This window comes from Micromonospora sp. CB01531, from assembly GCF_001905095.1.
Taxonomy (GTDB): domain Bacteria; phylum Actinomycetota; class Actinomycetes; order Mycobacteriales; family Micromonosporaceae; genus Micromonospora.
The window spans coordinates 216587-233055 of record NZ_LWLS01000001.1; the positions used below are offsets into that span (position 1 = coordinate 216587).

At 73.8% G+C, this 16469-nt stretch carries 15 protein-coding genes; 13 read left to right on the plus strand and 2 right to left on the minus strand.

Annotated features, from left to right (window positions below; all coding sequences use genetic code 11):
* Positions 1-23: 23 nt before the first annotated feature.
* Entirely contained in the window at positions 24-323 is a 300-nt protein-coding gene (locus tag A6A27_RS01050) for a DUF202 domain-containing protein (protein ID WP_073832423.1), read from the minus strand.
* Complete coding sequence (locus A6A27_RS01055; RefSeq protein WP_073832424.1) at positions 320-706, minus strand: YidH family protein; 387 nt, start codon at positions 704-706, stop codon at positions 320-322. Before A6A27_RS01055 ends, A6A27_RS01050 begins: the two co-directional genes overlap by 4 nt.
* A 41-nt stretch (positions 707-747) precedes the next feature.
* Between A6A27_RS01055 and A6A27_RS01060 the strand changes: the two genes are divergently transcribed.
* From A6A27_RS01060 to gatA, 13 genes are all read left to right on the plus strand, one after another.
* Complete coding sequence (locus A6A27_RS01060) at positions 748-1545, plus strand: GNAT family N-acetyltransferase (protein ID WP_073832425.1); 798 nt, start codon at positions 748-750, stop codon at positions 1543-1545.
* A 2-nt stretch (positions 1546-1547) separates the two neighbouring features.
* Positions 1548-1952, plus strand: coding sequence for a hypothetical protein (locus A6A27_RS01065; RefSeq protein ID WP_073832426.1), 405 nt, complete (start codon positions 1548-1550; stop codon positions 1950-1952).
* Positions 1953-2341: 389 nt separating this feature from the next.
* On the plus strand, positions 2342-3121 hold the full coding sequence (locus A6A27_RS01070; protein WP_073832427.1) for an electron transfer flavoprotein subunit beta/FixA family protein: 780 nt from the start codon (positions 2342-2344) through the stop codon (positions 3119-3121).
* An 11-nt stretch (positions 3122-3132) separates the two neighbouring features.
* Positions 3133-4092 (plus strand): electron transfer flavoprotein subunit alpha/FixB family protein, encoded by a 960-nt coding sequence (locus A6A27_RS01075; RefSeq protein ID WP_073832428.1) that lies wholly within the window; start codon positions 3133-3135, stop codon positions 4090-4092.
* Positions 4093-4281: 189 nt separating this feature from the next.
* The gene (locus A6A27_RS01080) at positions 4282-5457 is read left to right on the plus strand and encodes a cysteine desulfurase family protein (protein ID WP_073832429.1); all 1176 of its coding nucleotides are present in this window, start codon (positions 4282-4284) and stop codon (positions 5455-5457) included.
* A gap of 37 nt (positions 5458-5494) precedes the next feature.
* A complete protein-coding gene (mnmA, locus tag A6A27_RS01085; protein WP_073832430.1) occupies positions 5495-6568 on the plus strand; it encodes a tRNA 2-thiouridine(34) synthase MnmA in 1074 nt (357 codons plus the stop codon).
* 598 nt (positions 6569-7166) lie between these two features.
* Positions 7167-8171: a methionine synthase gene (locus tag A6A27_RS01090; protein ID WP_073832431.1), complete on the plus strand. Its 1005-nt coding sequence runs from the start codon at positions 7167-7169 to the stop codon at positions 8169-8171.
* A gap of 36 nt (positions 8172-8207) precedes the next feature.
* Positions 8208-8576, plus strand: coding sequence for a VOC family protein (locus A6A27_RS01095; protein WP_198940144.1), 369 nt, complete (start codon positions 8208-8210; stop codon positions 8574-8576).
* 31 nt (positions 8577-8607) lie between these two features.
* On the plus strand, positions 8608-9621 hold the full coding sequence (locus A6A27_RS01100; RefSeq protein WP_073832433.1) for an ADP-ribosylglycohydrolase family protein: 1014 nt from the start codon (positions 8608-8610) through the stop codon (positions 9619-9621).
* A gap of 172 nt (positions 9622-9793) precedes the next feature.
* A complete protein-coding gene (gene ligA, locus A6A27_RS01105; protein WP_073832693.1) occupies positions 9794-11929 on the plus strand; it encodes an NAD-dependent DNA ligase LigA in 2136 nt (711 codons plus the stop codon).
* Between the two features lie 164 nt (positions 11930-12093).
* A complete protein-coding gene (locus A6A27_RS01110) occupies positions 12094-14550 on the plus strand; it encodes a putative bifunctional diguanylate cyclase/phosphodiesterase (RefSeq protein ID WP_073832434.1) in 2457 nt (818 codons plus the stop codon).
* Positions 14551-14690: 140 nt separating this feature from the next.
* Positions 14691-14996 (plus strand): Asp-tRNA(Asn)/Glu-tRNA(Gln) amidotransferase subunit GatC, encoded by a 306-nt coding sequence (gene gatC / locus A6A27_RS01115; protein ID WP_073832435.1) that lies wholly within the window; start codon positions 14691-14693, stop codon positions 14994-14996.
* A complete protein-coding gene (gene gatA, locus A6A27_RS01120; RefSeq protein WP_073832436.1) occupies positions 14993-16468 on the plus strand; it encodes an Asp-tRNA(Asn)/Glu-tRNA(Gln) amidotransferase subunit GatA in 1476 nt (491 codons plus the stop codon). The genes gatC and gatA overlap by 4 nt, the downstream gene beginning before the upstream one ends.
* Position 16469 lies beyond the last annotated feature (1 nt).

A 16469-nucleotide genomic window follows, 5' to 3' on the forward strand; every position in this document is an offset into this window, starting at 1 on the left:
ACATCATGGACCACTGACGCCGGTCAGCGCAGCCCGGCCACCACCAGCACGACGCCGAGCAGCGCGAGACCTGCAGCGGTCAGCGCGGTCAGCGGGAACGACCAGCGTGGCGGCCGCCATACCCCGGTGCCGGTGGCCCGCCGCCAGCTCACCGCGAGCGCGCCCAGCCACGCCAGCACGGCGAGCCCGGCCAGCGCAGCGCCCGTGGCGCCGCCGGTGAGCGCCAGCCGGACCAGCAGCACGGTGACCCCGGTGAGGGTCAGTAGGGTACGCCGCCAGGCCAGCCGGGTCCGTTCCGGCTGGAGTCCGGGGTCGCCGGTCATCGGATCGCCCGGGCGAGGACCGCGACCACCAGCAGCAGCGCGCCGACGGCGACGGCGAGGGCCAGGATCGCCGGGAAGCGGGACGCGGGCAGTTCCTCGCCCAGCCGGATCGCCCGCTCGGTACGCGCCCAGTGGTCGACCGCGCGGACCGCGACCGTGCCGCCGAGCAGCAGCAGGGCGATGGCGATCGCCTCGCGCAGGTGGGTCAGGGGGAGCGGGGGCAGGAACTGCGCGGCGGCCAGCCCGCCGGCGATCAGCGCCAGGCCGGTACGCAGCCAGGCCAGGAAGGTCCGCTCGTTGGCCAGGGAGAAGCGGTAGTCCGGCTTGGTGCCGACCGATCGCAGCTCGCGCGGGTCGAACCAGCGCCTGATCGCCTCCCACATGTCGTCGATTATCCGCTTTACCCGGTGCCTAGCCTGGAGGGATGACTGATCTTGACGCGCGAAGCCTGCGCGATGCCTATGACGCACAGATCCGCCCGGAGATCCCGAACCCGCCGCGGGCCGGCGTGACCGTCGAGCGGGACGGCCCGCTGGTCCGCATCGTCGGCCTGGACCATCGCGGGTTCATCACGTACCGGACGCTCGACGGGCTGGCCGGCGCGGAGCTGGACGCGCTGATCGCCCGGCAGGTCGAGTTCTTCCGCGGCCGGGGCGAGGCGGTCGAGTGGAAGCTGAATGGCCACGACGAGCCGACCGACCTGGGCGACCGGCTGAGCGCTGCCGGCTTCGTGCCGGAGGATCTGGAGACCGTCGTGGTCGGTCCGGTCGCGGCCCTGGCCGCCGCCGTCCCGGTCCTGCCCGAGGGGGTACGCCTGCGTGAGGTGACCGCCCGGGAGGACCTGGAGCGGATCGCCGCGATGGAGGAGGCGGTCTGGAACGACGATCGGAGCCACCTGGTCACCGGGTTGGCGAAGGAGATCGAGGCCGACCCGCAGTCGATCACGGTGGTGGTGGTCGAGGCGGGCGGCGTGGTGGTCAGCGCCGGCTGGGTGCGCTATCTGCCCGACACCAGCTTCGCCACGCTCTGGGGCGGCTCGACCCTGGCCGAGTGGCGGGGCAAGGGCATCTACCGGGCGCTGGTGGCGTACCGGGCGCGGCTGGCCGAGCAGCGCGGCAAGACGCTGGTGCAGGTCGACTGCTCGCCGGACAGCCGCCCGATCCTGGAGCGGCTGGGGCTTGTCGCGGTCACCACGACCACTCCGTACGTCTACACTCCGTGATCATGGAACCGTTGACGGAGGACGAGCGGCTGACGCTCAGGACCGGAGCCTTCGGCGCGGTCTTCCTGGTCTCCAACGCCGAGCCGGGAATGCTGTCCCTGCTGCGGGAGAGCTTCGCGGCGTCCGGGGCGCTCGGCGACGCCAGCGGGGTGGTGAAGGAGGCGCTCACCACGGGCCGGCTGCCGCAACTGCCCCGGGACTCCGCGCTGGAGATCGAGGCGACGGTGCTGCCCGCGTTGCGCCGGGCGGTGGAGATCCTGCGGGCGAAGTCGCCGGCGGACGTCGAGACGTACCGGTCGGTGGTGCTGGCCGCGGCGGAGCGGGTGGCGCAGGCCCACCGGGGGAAGTCGACCAGTGAGGCGGCGGTGATCGACAAGATCAGGGGTGCGCTGGCCGGGCCCGCCTGACCGGCTCGGCGGACCAGAGCGCGCGGACGCTGGCCCGGACACAGCGGTCGCGGACGCGGCCGCAGGCGCACCGGTAGGTGTCCGGGATCATCCGGCGGCAGGGCCGGCGGGAGGTCCGCACGCCTCCCGCCGGGTCGCGCCGACCCAGTGAAACGCCGTTTTCGGGCATATGCCTCACCTCCCGATTTGTGAGCCTACCCGGCACTCCGGCGCACGGTGACCTGTGTCACTCTGAGCACCCGGAGGGGCGATGCTACTTGTGGGTAACATAGGCCCCGTGGGCAACCGCACAGCAGCCCGCAGTTGACCGATCGTTAAGTCACGCGGGAGGCTGCGCCCGTGACCGGGCGAGTGATCGCTACACCAAACAGGAGGGTCGTCGAAGCGCGATGAACATCGTCGTACTCGTCAAGCAGGTGCCCGATTCGGGCGCGGACCGCAACCTGCGTTCTGACGACAACACCGTCGACCGCGGTTCGGCGAACAACGTCATCAACGAGATGGACGAGTACGCCATCGAGGAGGCGTTGAAGATCAAGGAGGCGCACGGCGGCGAGGTCACCATCCTGACCATGGGTCCGGACCGGGCGACCGAGTCGATCCGCAAGGCGCTCTCCATGGGCCCGGACAAGGCCGTGCACGTGGTGGACGACGCCCTGCACGGATCCTGCGCCGTGGCCACCTCGAAGGTGCTCGCCGCCGCCCTCGGTCAGCTTGGCGCGGACCTCGTGATCTGCGGCGCCGAGTCGACCGACGGCCGGGTCCAGGTCCTCCCGCACATGATCGCCGAGCGGCTGGGTGTCGCCGCCCTGACCGGCGCGCGCAAGCTCACCGTCGACGGCTCCACCCTGACCGTCGAGCGGCAGACCGAGGAGGGCTACGAGGTGGTCACCGCCGCCACCCCGGCCGTGGTCTCCGTCTGGGACACCATCAACGAGCCGCGCTACCCCTCCTTCAAGGGCATCATGGCCGCCAAGAAGAAGCCGGTGCAGACGCTCTCCCTGGCTGACCTCGGCGTCGCCCCCGCCGAGGTGGGCTTCGACGGCGCGACCAGCGCCGTGCTCGAGCACACCAAGCGCCCGCCGCGCTCCGGCGGCGAGAAGATCAGCGACGAGGGCGAGGGCGGCGTGAAGCTGGTCGAGTTCCTCGCCACCGAGAAGTTCGTGTGAGAGGTCTGGACATGTCTGAGGTTCTCGTCGTCGTCGAAGCCACCCGGGAGTTCGGCGTCAAGAAGGTCACCCTGGAGATGCTCACCCTCGCCCGCGAGCTGGGCACCCCGAGCGCGGTCGTGCTCGGTGGCGCCGGTGCCGCCGAGGCGCTGAGCGCCAAGCTGGGCGAGTACGGCGCGGAGAAGATCTACGCCGCCGAGGGTGCGGAGATCGACGGCTACCTGGTGGCTCCGAAGGCCACCGTGGTGGCCGAGCTGGTCAAGCGGGTGCAGCCGGCCGCCGTGCTGCTCGCCTCGTCGCAGGAGGGCAAGGAGATCGCCGCCCGCCTGGCGGTCAAGCTGGACAACGGCATCCTGACCGACGTGGTCGCCCTCGCCGCCGACGGCACCGCGACGCAGGTCGCGTTCGCCGGCTCCACCATCGTCAAGTCCAAGGTCACCAAGGGGCTGCCGCTGGTCACCGTCCGGCCGAACTCGCTCACCCCGGCCCCGGCCCCGGCCAGCCCGGCGGTGGAGCAGCTCACCGTCACGGTCGGCGACGCCGACAAGCTCGCCAAGGTCGTGGAGCGGGTCGCCGAGCAGAAGGGCTCCCGCCCCGAGCTCACCGAGGCCTCGGTCGTCGTCTCCGGCGGTCGCGGTGTCGGCAACGCGGACAACTTCAAGCTGGTCGAGGAGCTGGCCGACCTGCTCGGCGGCGCCGTCGGCGCGTCCCGCGCGGCGGTCGACTCCGGCTTCTACCCGCACCAGTTCCAGGTGGGCCAGACCGGCAAGACGGTCTCCCCGCAGCTCTACATCGCGCTGGGCATCTCCGGCGCGATCCAGCACCGGGCCGGCATGCAGACCTCGAAGACCATCGTCGCGGTGAACAAGGACGGCGAGGCGCCGATCTTCGAGCTGGCCGACTTCGGCGTGGTCGGCGACCTGTTCAAGGTCGTCCCGCAGGCCGCGGAGGAGATCCGCAAGCGGAAGTGACCGAAAGGAGCTGATCGGCGGGCCGGGGAGCTGAGCCGGCCCGCCGATCAGCCCGTCAGGGATGCCCTCGGCGAGTTGTCGGCGACGTGGGCCCGTTCAGCGTACCGACTGGGAACATCCGGCGTGGCCCGGGATCGACGGGCGGTCCGGCATCCGGCGGCACGACGCTGGGCCGTTAGGCTGAGCGGGATGGCATACCTGGATCACGCGGCGACGACCCCGATGCTCGACGAGGCACTCGAGGCGTACGTCGCCACGGCCCGCGAGGTGGGCAACGCGTCGTCGCTGCACGCGGCGGGCCGGCGCGCCCGGCGGCGGGTGGAGGAGTCCCGCGAGCGGGTGGCCGCCGTCCTCGGTGCCCGCCCCTCCGAGGTGATCTTCACCGGGGGTGGCACCGAGAGCGACAACCTCGCGGTGAAGGGCATCTTCTGGGCCCGCCGCACCGCCCACGCCGGGCGGACCCGGGTGGTCTCCAGCGCCGTCGAGCACCACGCCGTGCTGGACGCGGTGGACTGGCTCGCCGGGCACGAGGGCGCCGAGGTCGGCTGGCTGCCGGTCGACGCCGCCGGCCGGCTCGACCCGGAGCGGCTCCGCGCCGAGCTGGCCGCGCACGGCGAGCGGGTGGCCCTGGTCACCGCCATGTGGGCCAACAACGAGGTGGGCACCGTGCAGCCGGTCGCCGAGCTGGCCTCGGTCGCCGCCGAGCACGGGGTGCCGTTCCACACCGACGCGATCCAGGCGGTCGGGCAGGTGCCGGTCGACTTCGCCGCGAGCGGCGCTTCCGCCCTCACCGTCACCGGGCACAAGCTCGGCGGTCCGACCGGGGTCGGCGCCCTGCTGCTCGCCCGGGACGTCGCCGCCACCCCGGTGCTGCACGGCGGCGGCCAGGAGCGCGATGTCCGCTCCGGCACCCTCGACACCGCCGGCATCGTGGCCTTCGCGGTCGCCGTCGAGGCCGCCGTGAAGGGCCAGCAGGAGTACGCGGCCCGGGTCGCCGCCCTCCGCGACGAGCTGGTGGAACGGGTCCGGCAGGCGGTCCCCGAGGTGATCTTCAACGGCGACCCGGTCGAGCGGCTCCCCGGCAACGCGCACTTCTCCTTCCCCGGCTGCGAGGGGGACGCGCTGCTGCTCCTCCTCGACGCCCAGGGCATCGCCTGCTCGACCGGCTCGGCCTGCTCGGCCGGGGTGGCCCAGCCCTCGCACGTGCTGCTGGCCATGGGCGCCGACGACGATCGGGCCCGTTCGTCGCTGCGGTTCACCCTCGGCCACACCAGCACCCGGGCGGAGGTCGACGCGTTGATCGCCGCGCTGCCGGCCGCCGTGGAGCGGGCCCGCCGCGCGGCCGCTCTCCGCACTCCCCGCTGACCCGGATACCCTCGGTGAGGACGAGGGGAGTGAGCCGGTGAGGGTTCTGGCGGCGATGTCGGGCGGGGTGGACTCCGCCGTGGCGGCGGCGCGCGCGGTGGAGGCCGGGCACGACGTGACCGGAGTGCACCTGGCGCTGGCCCGCAACCCGCAGACCTACCGCACTGGCGCCCGGGGCTGCTGCACCCTCGAGGACTCCCGGGACGCCCGTCGGGCCGCCGACGTGCTCGGCATCCCGTTCTACGTCTGGGACCTGGCCGACCGCTTCCACGAGGACGTGGTGGACGACTTCGTCGCCGAGTACGCGGCCGGCCGTACCCCGAACCCGTGCCTGCGCTGCAACGAGAAGATCAAGTTCGCTGCGGTGCTGGACCGGGCGGTGGCGCTCGGCTTCGACGCGGTGGTGACCGGCCACCACGCGCGGCTCGGCCCGGACGGTCTGCTGCGGCGCAGCGTCGACCTGGCCAAGGACCAGTCGTACGTCCTCGCGGTGCTGACCCGCGCACAGCTCGACCGGTCGATCTTCCCGCTCGGCGACTCCACCAAGGCCGAGGTACGCGCGGAGGCCGCCCGACGCGGCCTCGCGGTGGCCGACAAGCCGGACTCGCACGACATCTGCTTCATCGCCGACGGCGACACCCGGGGCTTCCTGGCCGAGCGGCTCGGGGAAGCCCCCGGCGAGGTGGTCGACGCGCTCACCGGCGCGGTGGTGGGCAGCCACAACGGCGCCTACCAGTACACCGTCGGGCAGCGGCGCGGCCTGCACCTGGACCGGCCCGCCCCGGACGGCCGCCCCCGCTACGTGCTCTCCATCACCCCGAAGACCAACACCGTGACGGTCGGGCCGGCCGAGGCGCTGGAGGTCTCCCAGGTGCGGGCCACCCGCCCGGTGTGGACCGGTGGCGAGCGGCCTGCCGGCCCGGTCGAGTGCGAGGTGCAGTTGCGAGCGCACGGCGACGTGGTGCCGGCGACCGTGTCGCTGGACGCCGACGGGCTGCACGCCGAGCTGCGGCGCCCGGTACGCGGGGTCGCCGCCGGGCAGGCCGTGGTGGCATACCGGCCGGACCCGGCCGGGGACGTGGTGCTCGGCTCCGCCACCATCACCGGCTGAGCCGCCCGATCGGCGCGAGAACGGCTGTGGCGAGGCGGACCGCGTCATTGCCGTCCCCGCGGTGGCTGCAGGTCTTTCCGGCACCCTCATCGTCGGTCCGGCCACCTGGAATTGGCCTTGTCCGACGCTACAAAACTTGATGTCGTAAACGACTCAGACCCGCACCGAGTGGCGGGACGGTGGGGTGCGATAGGCCCTCTCGCCGGTCCGCTCCAGCATGGTCAACCCAGGCCCCGGCACGTCCGCCAGCTCCCGCGGCGCCCGCGTCCCTGGTCACCCGCGTCGCGGTGCCGCGTCCCTGGGTCACACGCGTGGCGGTGCCGCGTCCTTGAGTCATTCGGATCATCAAGTTCGTAGCGTCCGCTGGAGTGGTCCTTGGCTCGGCGGGTGCGGTGGGTGCGGCGGGATCGCACATCGACCGGTGGGCCACGTCGCGACGACCGCTTGGCAAGTCGCGACCGTGGGCGATCGCCGGCCCCAATCGGCGCGGACCGGCGAAACCCGGCGCGGCGGCGCGCGGTGGGGTCGCCAGCCATCGAGGCCCCGGCGGCCGCAGGCTTCCCGCCGATGCCGGGCCGCGGCGGGATAGTCTGCGGCGGTGAGTGATCAGCCCTGGCCCTGGCCCGCCGGGGCGGCGACCGGCATCGGTTCGCTGCCCGGCACCGACATCGCCGAGGCGCAGCGCATCGTGCTCGGCGAGCTGCCCGCCCTGCCGCACCTGCCGGAGCTGCCCGCCCGGGGTCCCGGTGCCGACCTGATCGGCCGGACCGCTGGGCTGCTCGTCGAGCTGCCGGTCGAGCTGTTCGCGGCCCGCTGGCGGGTCGCGCCGCGCCCCGGCAAGGACCTGCGCCGCGCCCGCGACCTGATGGAGCGCGACCTCGACCAGCTCGCCGAGCAGGCCGAGGAGTATGCCGGCCCGGTCAAGGTCCAGGCGGCCGGCCCGTTCACCCTGGCCGCGTCGGTGGAGCTGCCGATCGGCGGTCGGATGATCCGCGACCCGGGCGCGGTACGGGACCTCGCCGGCTCGCTCGCCGAGGGGCTGCGCGGGCACGTCGAGGCGGTGGCCCGCCGGCTGCCCCGGGCGTCGGTGCTGCTCCAGCTCGACGAGCCGTCCCTGCCGGCGGTACTGGCCGGCCGGGTGCCCACCGAGAGCGGCTTCGGCACCTACCGCGCGGTGGAACCGGAGGTCGCCAGGGCGCTGCTGCGCGACGTGATCGAGGCGACCGGGGTGTCGACCCTGGTGCACTGCTGCGCGCCCGACGTGCCGCTGGAGCTGATCCGGGCCGCCGGGGCCGCCGGCGTCGCCCTCGACCTCGGACTGCTCACCGACCTGGACCCGCTCGGCGAGGCGATCGACGCCGGGCTCGGGCTGCTGGCCGGCGCCGCGCCCACGCTGCCGCCGCCCGGCAGTCGCGCCCCCACCTCGGCCCAGGTCGCCGACCGGGTACGCCGGGTCTGGGACCAGCTCGGCTTCCCCCGCCGCCGGCTCGCCGAGCAGGTGGTGGTCACCCCCGCCTGCGGCCTGGCCGGGGCCACCCCGGGGTACACCCGGGCGGTCCTCGCGGCGTGCCGGGACGCCGGCCGACGGCTGGCCGAGGAGTGAGGTTTCCTGTCGTAGCTACCGGGCAGGATGACCGGCATGATTGGACAGCTGCGTTCCGTGGTGATCGACTGCCCCGATCCGCGCGCGCTGGCCGGCTTCTACGCGGAGCTGCTCGGCCTCCCGCTGATCGAGGACAACTCCGACGGCGACGAATGGGTGGTGCTCGGCGGTCCGCCGGGGCACCAGCCGCGGATCGCCTTCCAGCAGGCGCCCGGCCTGCGCGCGCCGGACTGGCCCGACCCGGACCGGCCGCAGCAGTTCCACCTCGACGTGACGGTGGACGACATCGAGACCGCGGAGAAGGCGGCGCTGGCCCTGGGCGCGCGGCGGCTGCCCGGCGAGGGTGAGGGCTTCCGGGTCTACGCCGACCCGGCCGGGCATCCGTTCTGCCTCTGCTGGGACTGACCGCGGGCGGCGCGGCTTGCGGCGGCGGTGCATGATCGCCACCGTGATCGACTCTTCGCCGCGCCGCGCCTCCGGTTCGCTGTTCGGTCTCGCCTACGGCGACGCGCTGGGCCGGCCCACCGAGTTCCTGACCGTCGCCGAGATCGTCCGCCGCTACGGCCCGGCCGGCCCGCGGGAGCTGACCGGCGACCCGGCGCTGGTCACCGACGACACCCAGATGGCGCTCGCGGTGGCCTGGGCGCTGCACGACGCGCCCGCGTACACGCCCGAGGTGGTGGAGCCGCTGCTACGGCAGCGGTTCCGCGCCTGGGCGGTCAGCCCGGACAACAACCGCGCGCCGGGAATGACCTGCCTGCGGGCCTGCGCCGAGCTGGACCGGGGCGTCCGCTGGCAGCAGGCGACGGTCGCCGGCTCGAAGGGCTGCGGGGCGAACATGCGAGTCACCCCGGTCGGGCTGCTCGACGTCGACCTCGACACGCTCGCCGGGCTGGCCCAGCTCCAGGCCGGCCTGACCCACGGTCACCCGACCGGCCTGGCGGCCAGCGAGCTGACCGCGTACGCGGTCCGGCTGCTGCGCGCCGGCGCCGCGCTCACCGACCTGCCCGACCTGCTCGCCGCCCGGGCCCGGGAGCAGCGGACGGTCTACCGCGCCGACTGGCTCGGCGACCTGTGGCAGCGCCCCGGCGAGGCGACGCCCGAGGAGTTCATCGCCCGGGGGTGGGACGAGTGCCTGCGGGTACTCGGCCGGCTCGACACGGCGCTGGCCCGCGCGGACGACGGCGGCGACCCGTGCCGGCTCACCGGGGAGGGCTGGATCGCCGAGGAGGCCCTGGCGACGGCGCTGCTCTGCGCGCTGCGGCACGCCGACGACCCGGTCGGTGCGCTGGCCCGGGCGGCCACCACCGCCGGCGACTCCGACTCCATCGCCGCGCTCGCCGGCGCCTTCCTCGGCGCCGCCCGTGGCATGTCCGCGTGGCCCGCCGACTGGTCCACCCGCATCGAGTACGCCGACCAGCTCACCACTCTCGCCACCCCCCACGACTGACCGATCCGCCCCGCCCGGTGAACCGGCGGGTGGTCGGGGGCCGGGGGCTCGGCGCATGCTGGTGTCGCGTGCCTGGTCAGGGCGGGTGGGAGGACGGTTGTCAGCCCTGCCCGCTACGGTGCGGAGGTCACACGATCACGGGAGGTCGACCAGCGTGTCCGAGAGCGGCAGCGTGTCCGAGGACGCGGTTCCCCAGACGGTCAGCCCCGCCCAGGAGGCGGCGGCGGGCGCCGAGCCGACTCCGGAGGCCCGGGAGCGGCACGCCACGCTGAGCCAGGAGCTCACCGAGCACCAGTACCGCTACTACGTGCTCGACGCGCCGACCATCCCGGACGCGGACTTCGACAAGCTGCTGCGCGAGCTCGAGGCGCTGGAGGAGGAATATCCGGCGCTGCGCACCCCCGACTCGCCGACCCAGCGGGTCGGCGGGACCTTCTCCACCGACTTCACCCCGGTCACCCACGCCCAGCGGATGCTCTCGCTGGACAACGCCTTCGCCGACGAGGAGTTGGCCGCCTGGGCCGAGCGGGTCGAGCGGGACGCCGGCGGCCCGGCGCCCTACCTCTGTGAGCTCAAGGTCGACGGGCTGGCCATCAACCTGACCTACGAGAAGGGCCGCCTGGTCCGGGCCGCCACCCGGGGCGACGGGCGCACCGGCGAGGACGTCACCGCCAACGTGCGCAGCATCCGGGACGTGCCGGGCCGGCTGACCCCGTCCGACGACTTCCCGGACGTGCCCGACCTCCTGGAGGTGCGCGGCGAGATCTACTTCCCGGTCGCCGCGTTCGCCGACCTCAACGCCGGCCTGGTCGAGCAGGGCAAGGCGCCGTTCGCCAACCCGCGCAACGCCGCCGCGGGCAGCCTGCGCCAGAAGGACCCCCGGATCACCGCCTCCCGCCCGCTGCGCCTGGTGGTGCACGGCATCGGCGCCCGGGACGGCTTCCAGCCGACGGCCCAGTCCGAGTCGTACGCGGCGCTCAAGGCATGGGGGCTGCCCACCAGCGACCGCTGGCGGGTGGTGCCCGACCTCGCCGGGGTGGCCCAGTACATCGCCTACTACGCCGAGCACCGGCACGACGTCGAGCACGAGATCGACGGTGTGGTGGTCAAGGTCGACCCGGTCTCCATCCAGGGGCGGCTCGGCTCGACCAGCCGCGCGCCACGCTGGGCGATCGCCTTCAAGTATCCGCCGGAGGAGGTCAACACCAAGCTGCTCGACATCGACGTCGAGGTCGGGCGGACCGGCCGGGTGACGCCCCGGGCCGTCCTCCAGCCGGTCAAGGTGGCCGGCTCCACCGTCGCGTACGCCACCCTGCACAACGCCCGCGAGGTTGAGCGCAAGGGCGTGCTGATCGGCGACACCGTGGTGCTGCGCAAGGCCGGCGACGTCATCCCCGAGGTGCTCGGCCCGGTGGTCGACCTGCGCCCCGCCGACGCCCACCCGTTCGTCATGCCGACCACCTGCCCGTCCTGCGGCACGGCGCTCGCGCCGGCCAAGGAGGGCGACGTCGACATCCGCTGCCCCAACTCGCGCAGCTGCCCGGCGCAGCTGCGCGAGCGGGTCTTCCACCTGGCCGGCCGGGGCGGCTTCGACATCGAGGTGCTCGGCTACAAGGGTGCCGCCGCGCTGCTCGACGCCGGGATCATCCAGGACGAGGGCGACCTGTTCCACCTCGACGCCGAGCAACTCGCCCGCTCGCCGTTCTTCGTCAACAAGGACGGCAGCCTCGGCAGCAACGCCACAAAGCTGCTTGAGAACCTGGCCGTGGCCAAGGAGCGGGAGCTGTGGCGGGTGCTCGTGGCGCTCTCCATCCGGCACGTCGGCCCGACCGCGGCGCAGGCCCTCGCGCGGCACTTCCGGTCCGTCCCGGCGATCGAGGCGGCCAGCGAGGAGGAGCTGTCCTCGGTGGACGGGGTCGGCCCGACCATCGCCGCCAGCATCAAGGAGTGGTTCGCCGTCGACTGGCACCGCGAGGTGGTGCGCAAGTGGGCCGAGGCCGGCGTGCGGATGGCCGAGGAGGCCGGCGAGGAGGGGCCGCGCCCCCTCGAAGGGGTAACCGTGGTGGTGACCGGCACCCTGGCCGGGTTCAGCCGCGACCAGGCGTCCGAGGCGATCCAGAGCCGGGGCGGCAAGGTCACCGGCTCGGTCTCTAAGAAGACCGGCTTCGTCGTGGTGGGGGAGAACCCGGGGTCCAAGGCCGACAAGGCGGCCAGCCTGAAGCTGCCGGTCCTCGACGAGGCGGGGTTCCGGGTGCTGCTGGAGTCCGGCCCGGACGCGGCCCGGGCGGTGGCCCGCGTCGAGGAGTGAGGGCGGGCTCGAAGTGGATCTCCGCGAGGTCGAGGCGCGGATACCAAGTTAATTACGACTACGACCGATTCGTGACTGTCGCGGCGGGAATCCGGGCCTGAGGGCGTTTCATTGGCGTACGGCGTGTGACGGCGCACGCCCGAGGGCCGCTCCCGGGAGGTGCGATGGAGACCGGCGACCCGCGTAACTCCGTGCCGCCCGGGCGGGGTACGCCGTTCTTCGGTTTCGTCGCCGTGGTCGGGGTGCTGGCCGTGCTCGTCTCGGCCGGACCGCTGGCCGGGCTGCCGGAACGGCTGTCGGACATGCCGCCGGCCTTCTGGACCATGGCGGCGCTCGCCGTCGCCTGTGACGCCCGCCCGTTCGTCCCGCCCGGCCGGCGTCGGACCTCGGCGGTCTTCCCGTCGACCTGCTTCACCTTCGCGATCCTGCTCGGCTGGGGGCTCGGCCCGGCCGTCGCCGTGCAGGCCGTGGCGGTGGCCGTCTCCGGCTGGCGGCTCGGGTACGCCCTCTGGCGGACCGGCTTCAACGCCGCCCAGTACGCCTGCGCGCTCGGCGCCGCGTTCCTGGTCACCCGGCTCGGTGCCGGCGACCTCTTCGACGGCGGGCAGCTGCACTGGGCGGACGTCGCGGCGGTGGGCGGTGCCGCCGCGGCCTGGTTCGCGGTCAACTACGGCCTGGTCACCTTCGCGATCCGGCTGCGTTTCGGTGCCCGCTGGTGGCCCCGGGTCCGCCTCGGCCTGGCCTACGAGCTGCTCTCCACCGGTTCGCTGCTGCTGCTCGCCCCGGTGCTGGTCGCCGCCGCCCGGGCCAGCGCCGCGTTGATCCCACTGGTGCTGGTGCCGCTCTTCGCCGTCTACCGGATGGCCCGGCTCTCCGCCGAGCAGGAGCAACTGGCCGCCCTCGACCCGCTCACGGGGCTGCCCAACCGCAAGGCGCTGCTGGCCGAGGTGGCCGAGCAGGTGCACCTGCACGCCGAGCGGGCCGCCCGGAGCGAGCCGGACGCCCACCTCGCCCTGCTGCTGCTCGACCTGGACCGGTTCAAGCACGTCAACGACGCCCTCGGGCACGCGGTGGGGGACCGGCTGCTGGTCGAGGTGAGCGCCCGGCTGACCGACGTGGTGGACGAGGATCACCTGGTGGCCCGCCTCGGCGGCGACGAGTTCGCCATTGTCGTACCCCGGCTCACCGGTGCCGACCAGGCCCGGGAACTGGCCGACCGGGTGGTCGCCGCGCTCGCCGAGCCGGTCCCGTTGGACGGGCTGCCGCTGGACGTGGGCGGCTCGATCGGCGTCGCGATGTTCCCGGAGCACGGCGAGGACTTCGCCACCCTGATGCGCCACGCCGACGTGGCCATGTACGACGCCAAGCACCGCAACGACACCGTCGCCGTCTACGCGGCCGAGTCCGACCACAACTCGGCGGAACGGCTCGGCCTCCTGGCCGACCTGCGCCGGGTGCTGGAGAGCACGCCGACCTCGCCCGTCGCGGCACCGCCCGGCGTACGCGGTGGCGACGGCGCCGCCCTCGCCACCGCGTCCGGCCTGCCCGCCCCGGCTCGGGCCGACGGCGTAGCCCGCAACGGCGGCCGGCGCGGCGTCGCTGCCCGGCCGGGCCAGGGGTCGGGGCGCTGGCGGCTGCGTCGTCGACCGGCCCGGGTCGACCTGCGGCACGAGGACGAGCTGATCAACCGGATCGTCACGAACGCCGATCCGATCCGCCGCCGGGCCGCCCGCACGGTCGGCGCCAACGCGTCGGTGGGCGTCGCCGGTGACCGGTTTCCGGAGGCGCTCGGCGAGGTCCCGGACCGGAAGGTCGGCGGCGGGGACGACCAGGCCGGGGATCCGGGCGAGATCACCATGTACTACCAGCCGCAGATCGCCATCGCGACCGGCGAGGTGGTCGGGGTGGAGGCGCTGCTGCGCTGGCGACACCCGCGCCGGGGCATGGTCGACCCGGGGGAGCTGATCCAGGTCGCCGAGCAGAGCGCCGTGATGCGGCTGCTCACCCGCCGGGTGGTGGACGACGTGACGGAGCAGTTGGCGAAGTGGTCGGCGGCCGGCCTCACGCTGCGCGCCGCGCTCAACGTCAGCGTCCGTGATCTGCACACCGGCGAGATCGCCGAGCAGATCGCCGACCGGCTGGCCCGGTACGGCGTGCCGCCGGACCGGCTCCAGGTGGAGATTACCGAGGGCGCCCTGATGGCCGACCCACGGCGGGTGCTGGCCAGCATCTCCCAGCTGCACCGCATCGGCGTCGGCATCGCGCTGGACGACTTCGGTACCGGGTACTCGTCGTTGCAGCACCTGCGCCGGCTGCCGCTGTCCGAGGTGAAGGTGGACCGGTCGTTCGTCCTCGGGATGGCGGAGGACCCGGACGACGCGGCGATCGTCCGGTCGATGATCGAGCTGGCCGGGGCGCTCGGGCTGCGTGTGGTGGCCGAGGGCGTGGAGGACGAGCGCACTTGGCGGTTGCTGCACGCCGCCGGCTGCGATGTGGCCCAGGGGTGGTTCTACGCCCGGCCGATGCCGGCCGAGGAGCTGGTCGCCTGGCTGTCCCGGTACCGCCCGGTCCACCCGATGGCGGCCGCGGAAGCGGAGGGGCCGCGCCGACCGGCCCGGTGACGGGCCCGGAGGGGGAGTCGGAGGCGTCGACGCGACCGCAGGACAATAGACTCGCTCCGGTCACCGCGCGTCATCGCCACCGACGAACGCGCGGCCGGCACACCGAAGACGCAGCAGGACAGCCACGAAGGGGGCACCCGATGGCCGCCATCTCCCGCGAGGAGGTCGCGCACCTCGCGCGACTGTCGCGGCTCGCCGTCACCGAGGAGGAGCTGGACACGTTCGCCGGTCAGCTGGGCGTGATCCTCCAGTCGGTCGCCCAGGTCGGCGAGGTCGCCGCGGCGGACATCCCGCCGACCTCCCACTCGGTGCCGCTGACCAACGTCCTCCGGGAGGACGTGGTGGCGCCGTGCCTGACCCCGCAGGAGGCGCTGTCGGGTGCGCCCGACGCCGAGGAGCAGCGGTTCCGCGTCCCGCGGATCCTGGATGAGGATGTGGCTTCATGAGCGACCTGACCAGGCTGACCGCGACGGAGATCGCGGGGCTCGTGGCGAGCGGGGAGACCTCCGCCGTCGAGGTGACCCAGGCCCACCTGGACCGGATCGCCGCCGTGGAGGACCAGGTCCACGCCTTCCTGCACGTCGACACCGAGGGCGCGCTGGCCGCTGCCCGCACCGTCGACGAGCGGCGGGCGGCCGGCGCGGAGCTGGGCCCGCTGGCCGGCGTGCCGGTCGCCGTGAAGGACGTGCTCACCACCAAGGGTGTGCCGACCACGGTCGGGTCGAAGATCCTGGAGGGCTGGCGCCCGCCGTACGACTCGACGATCGTGCAGCGGCTGCGCGACGCGGGCACGGTGATGCTCGGCAAGACCAACATGGACGAGTTCGCCATGGGCTCCTCCACCGAATACTCGGCCTACGGTCCAACCCACAACCCCTGGGACCTGACCCGGATCCCGGGCGGCTCGGGTGGCGGCAGCGCCGCCGCGCTGGCCGCGTTCGAGGCGCCGCTGGCGATCGGCTCGGACACCGGTGGCTCGATCCGCCAGCCCGGTGCGGTCACCGGCACGGTCGGCGCCAAGCCCACCTACGGCGGCACCTCCCGGTACGGCCTGGTCGCCTTCTCCTCGTCGCTGGACACGCCCGGTCCGTGCGCCCGTACGGTGCTGGACGCCGCACTGCTGCACCAGGTGATCGGCGGGCACGACCCGCGCGACTCCACCTCCATCCCGGCCACCGTGCCGGACGTGGTGGGTGCGGCGAAGCTCGGCGCGACCGGCGACCTGACCGGGGTGAAGCTCGGTGTGGTCACCGAGTTCACCGGCGAGGGTGCCGAGCCGGGTGTGATGGCCGCGTTCCGCGAGTCGGTGGAGGCGCTGGCGAAGCTGGGCGCCGAGATCGTCGAGGTCTCCTGCCCGCACTTCAAGTACGCCCTGCCGGCCTACTACCTGATCGCGCCGAGCGAGTGCTCCTCCAACCTGGCCCGGTTCGACGGCGTCCGGTTCGGCCTGCGGGTCGGCGACGACGGCAACCGGTCGCTGGAGGAGGTCATGTCGCTGACCCGCGAGACCGGCTTCGGCCCGGAGGTCAAGCGGCGCATCATGATCGGCACGTATGCGCTCTCCTCGGGCTACTACGACGCCTACTACGGGCAGGCGCAGAAGGTCCGCACCCTGATCACCCGGGACTTCACCGCGGCGTTCGAGCAGGTGGACGCGCTGATCTCGCCGACCACCCCGTTCGTGGCCTTCCCAATCGGGGCGCGTACCTCCGACCCGTACCAGATGTACCTGGCGGACCTGTTCACCATCCCGACCAACCTGTACGGCGGGCCGGCCATCTCGGTCCCGTGCGGCCTCTCCGAGGGGCTTCCGGTTGGTCTGCAGATCATGGCCCCGACGATGGCGGACGACCGGATGTACCGGGTGGCCGCCGCGCTGGAGTCCACGGTCGGCACGTTCGCCCCACCGGCCCTGTGAC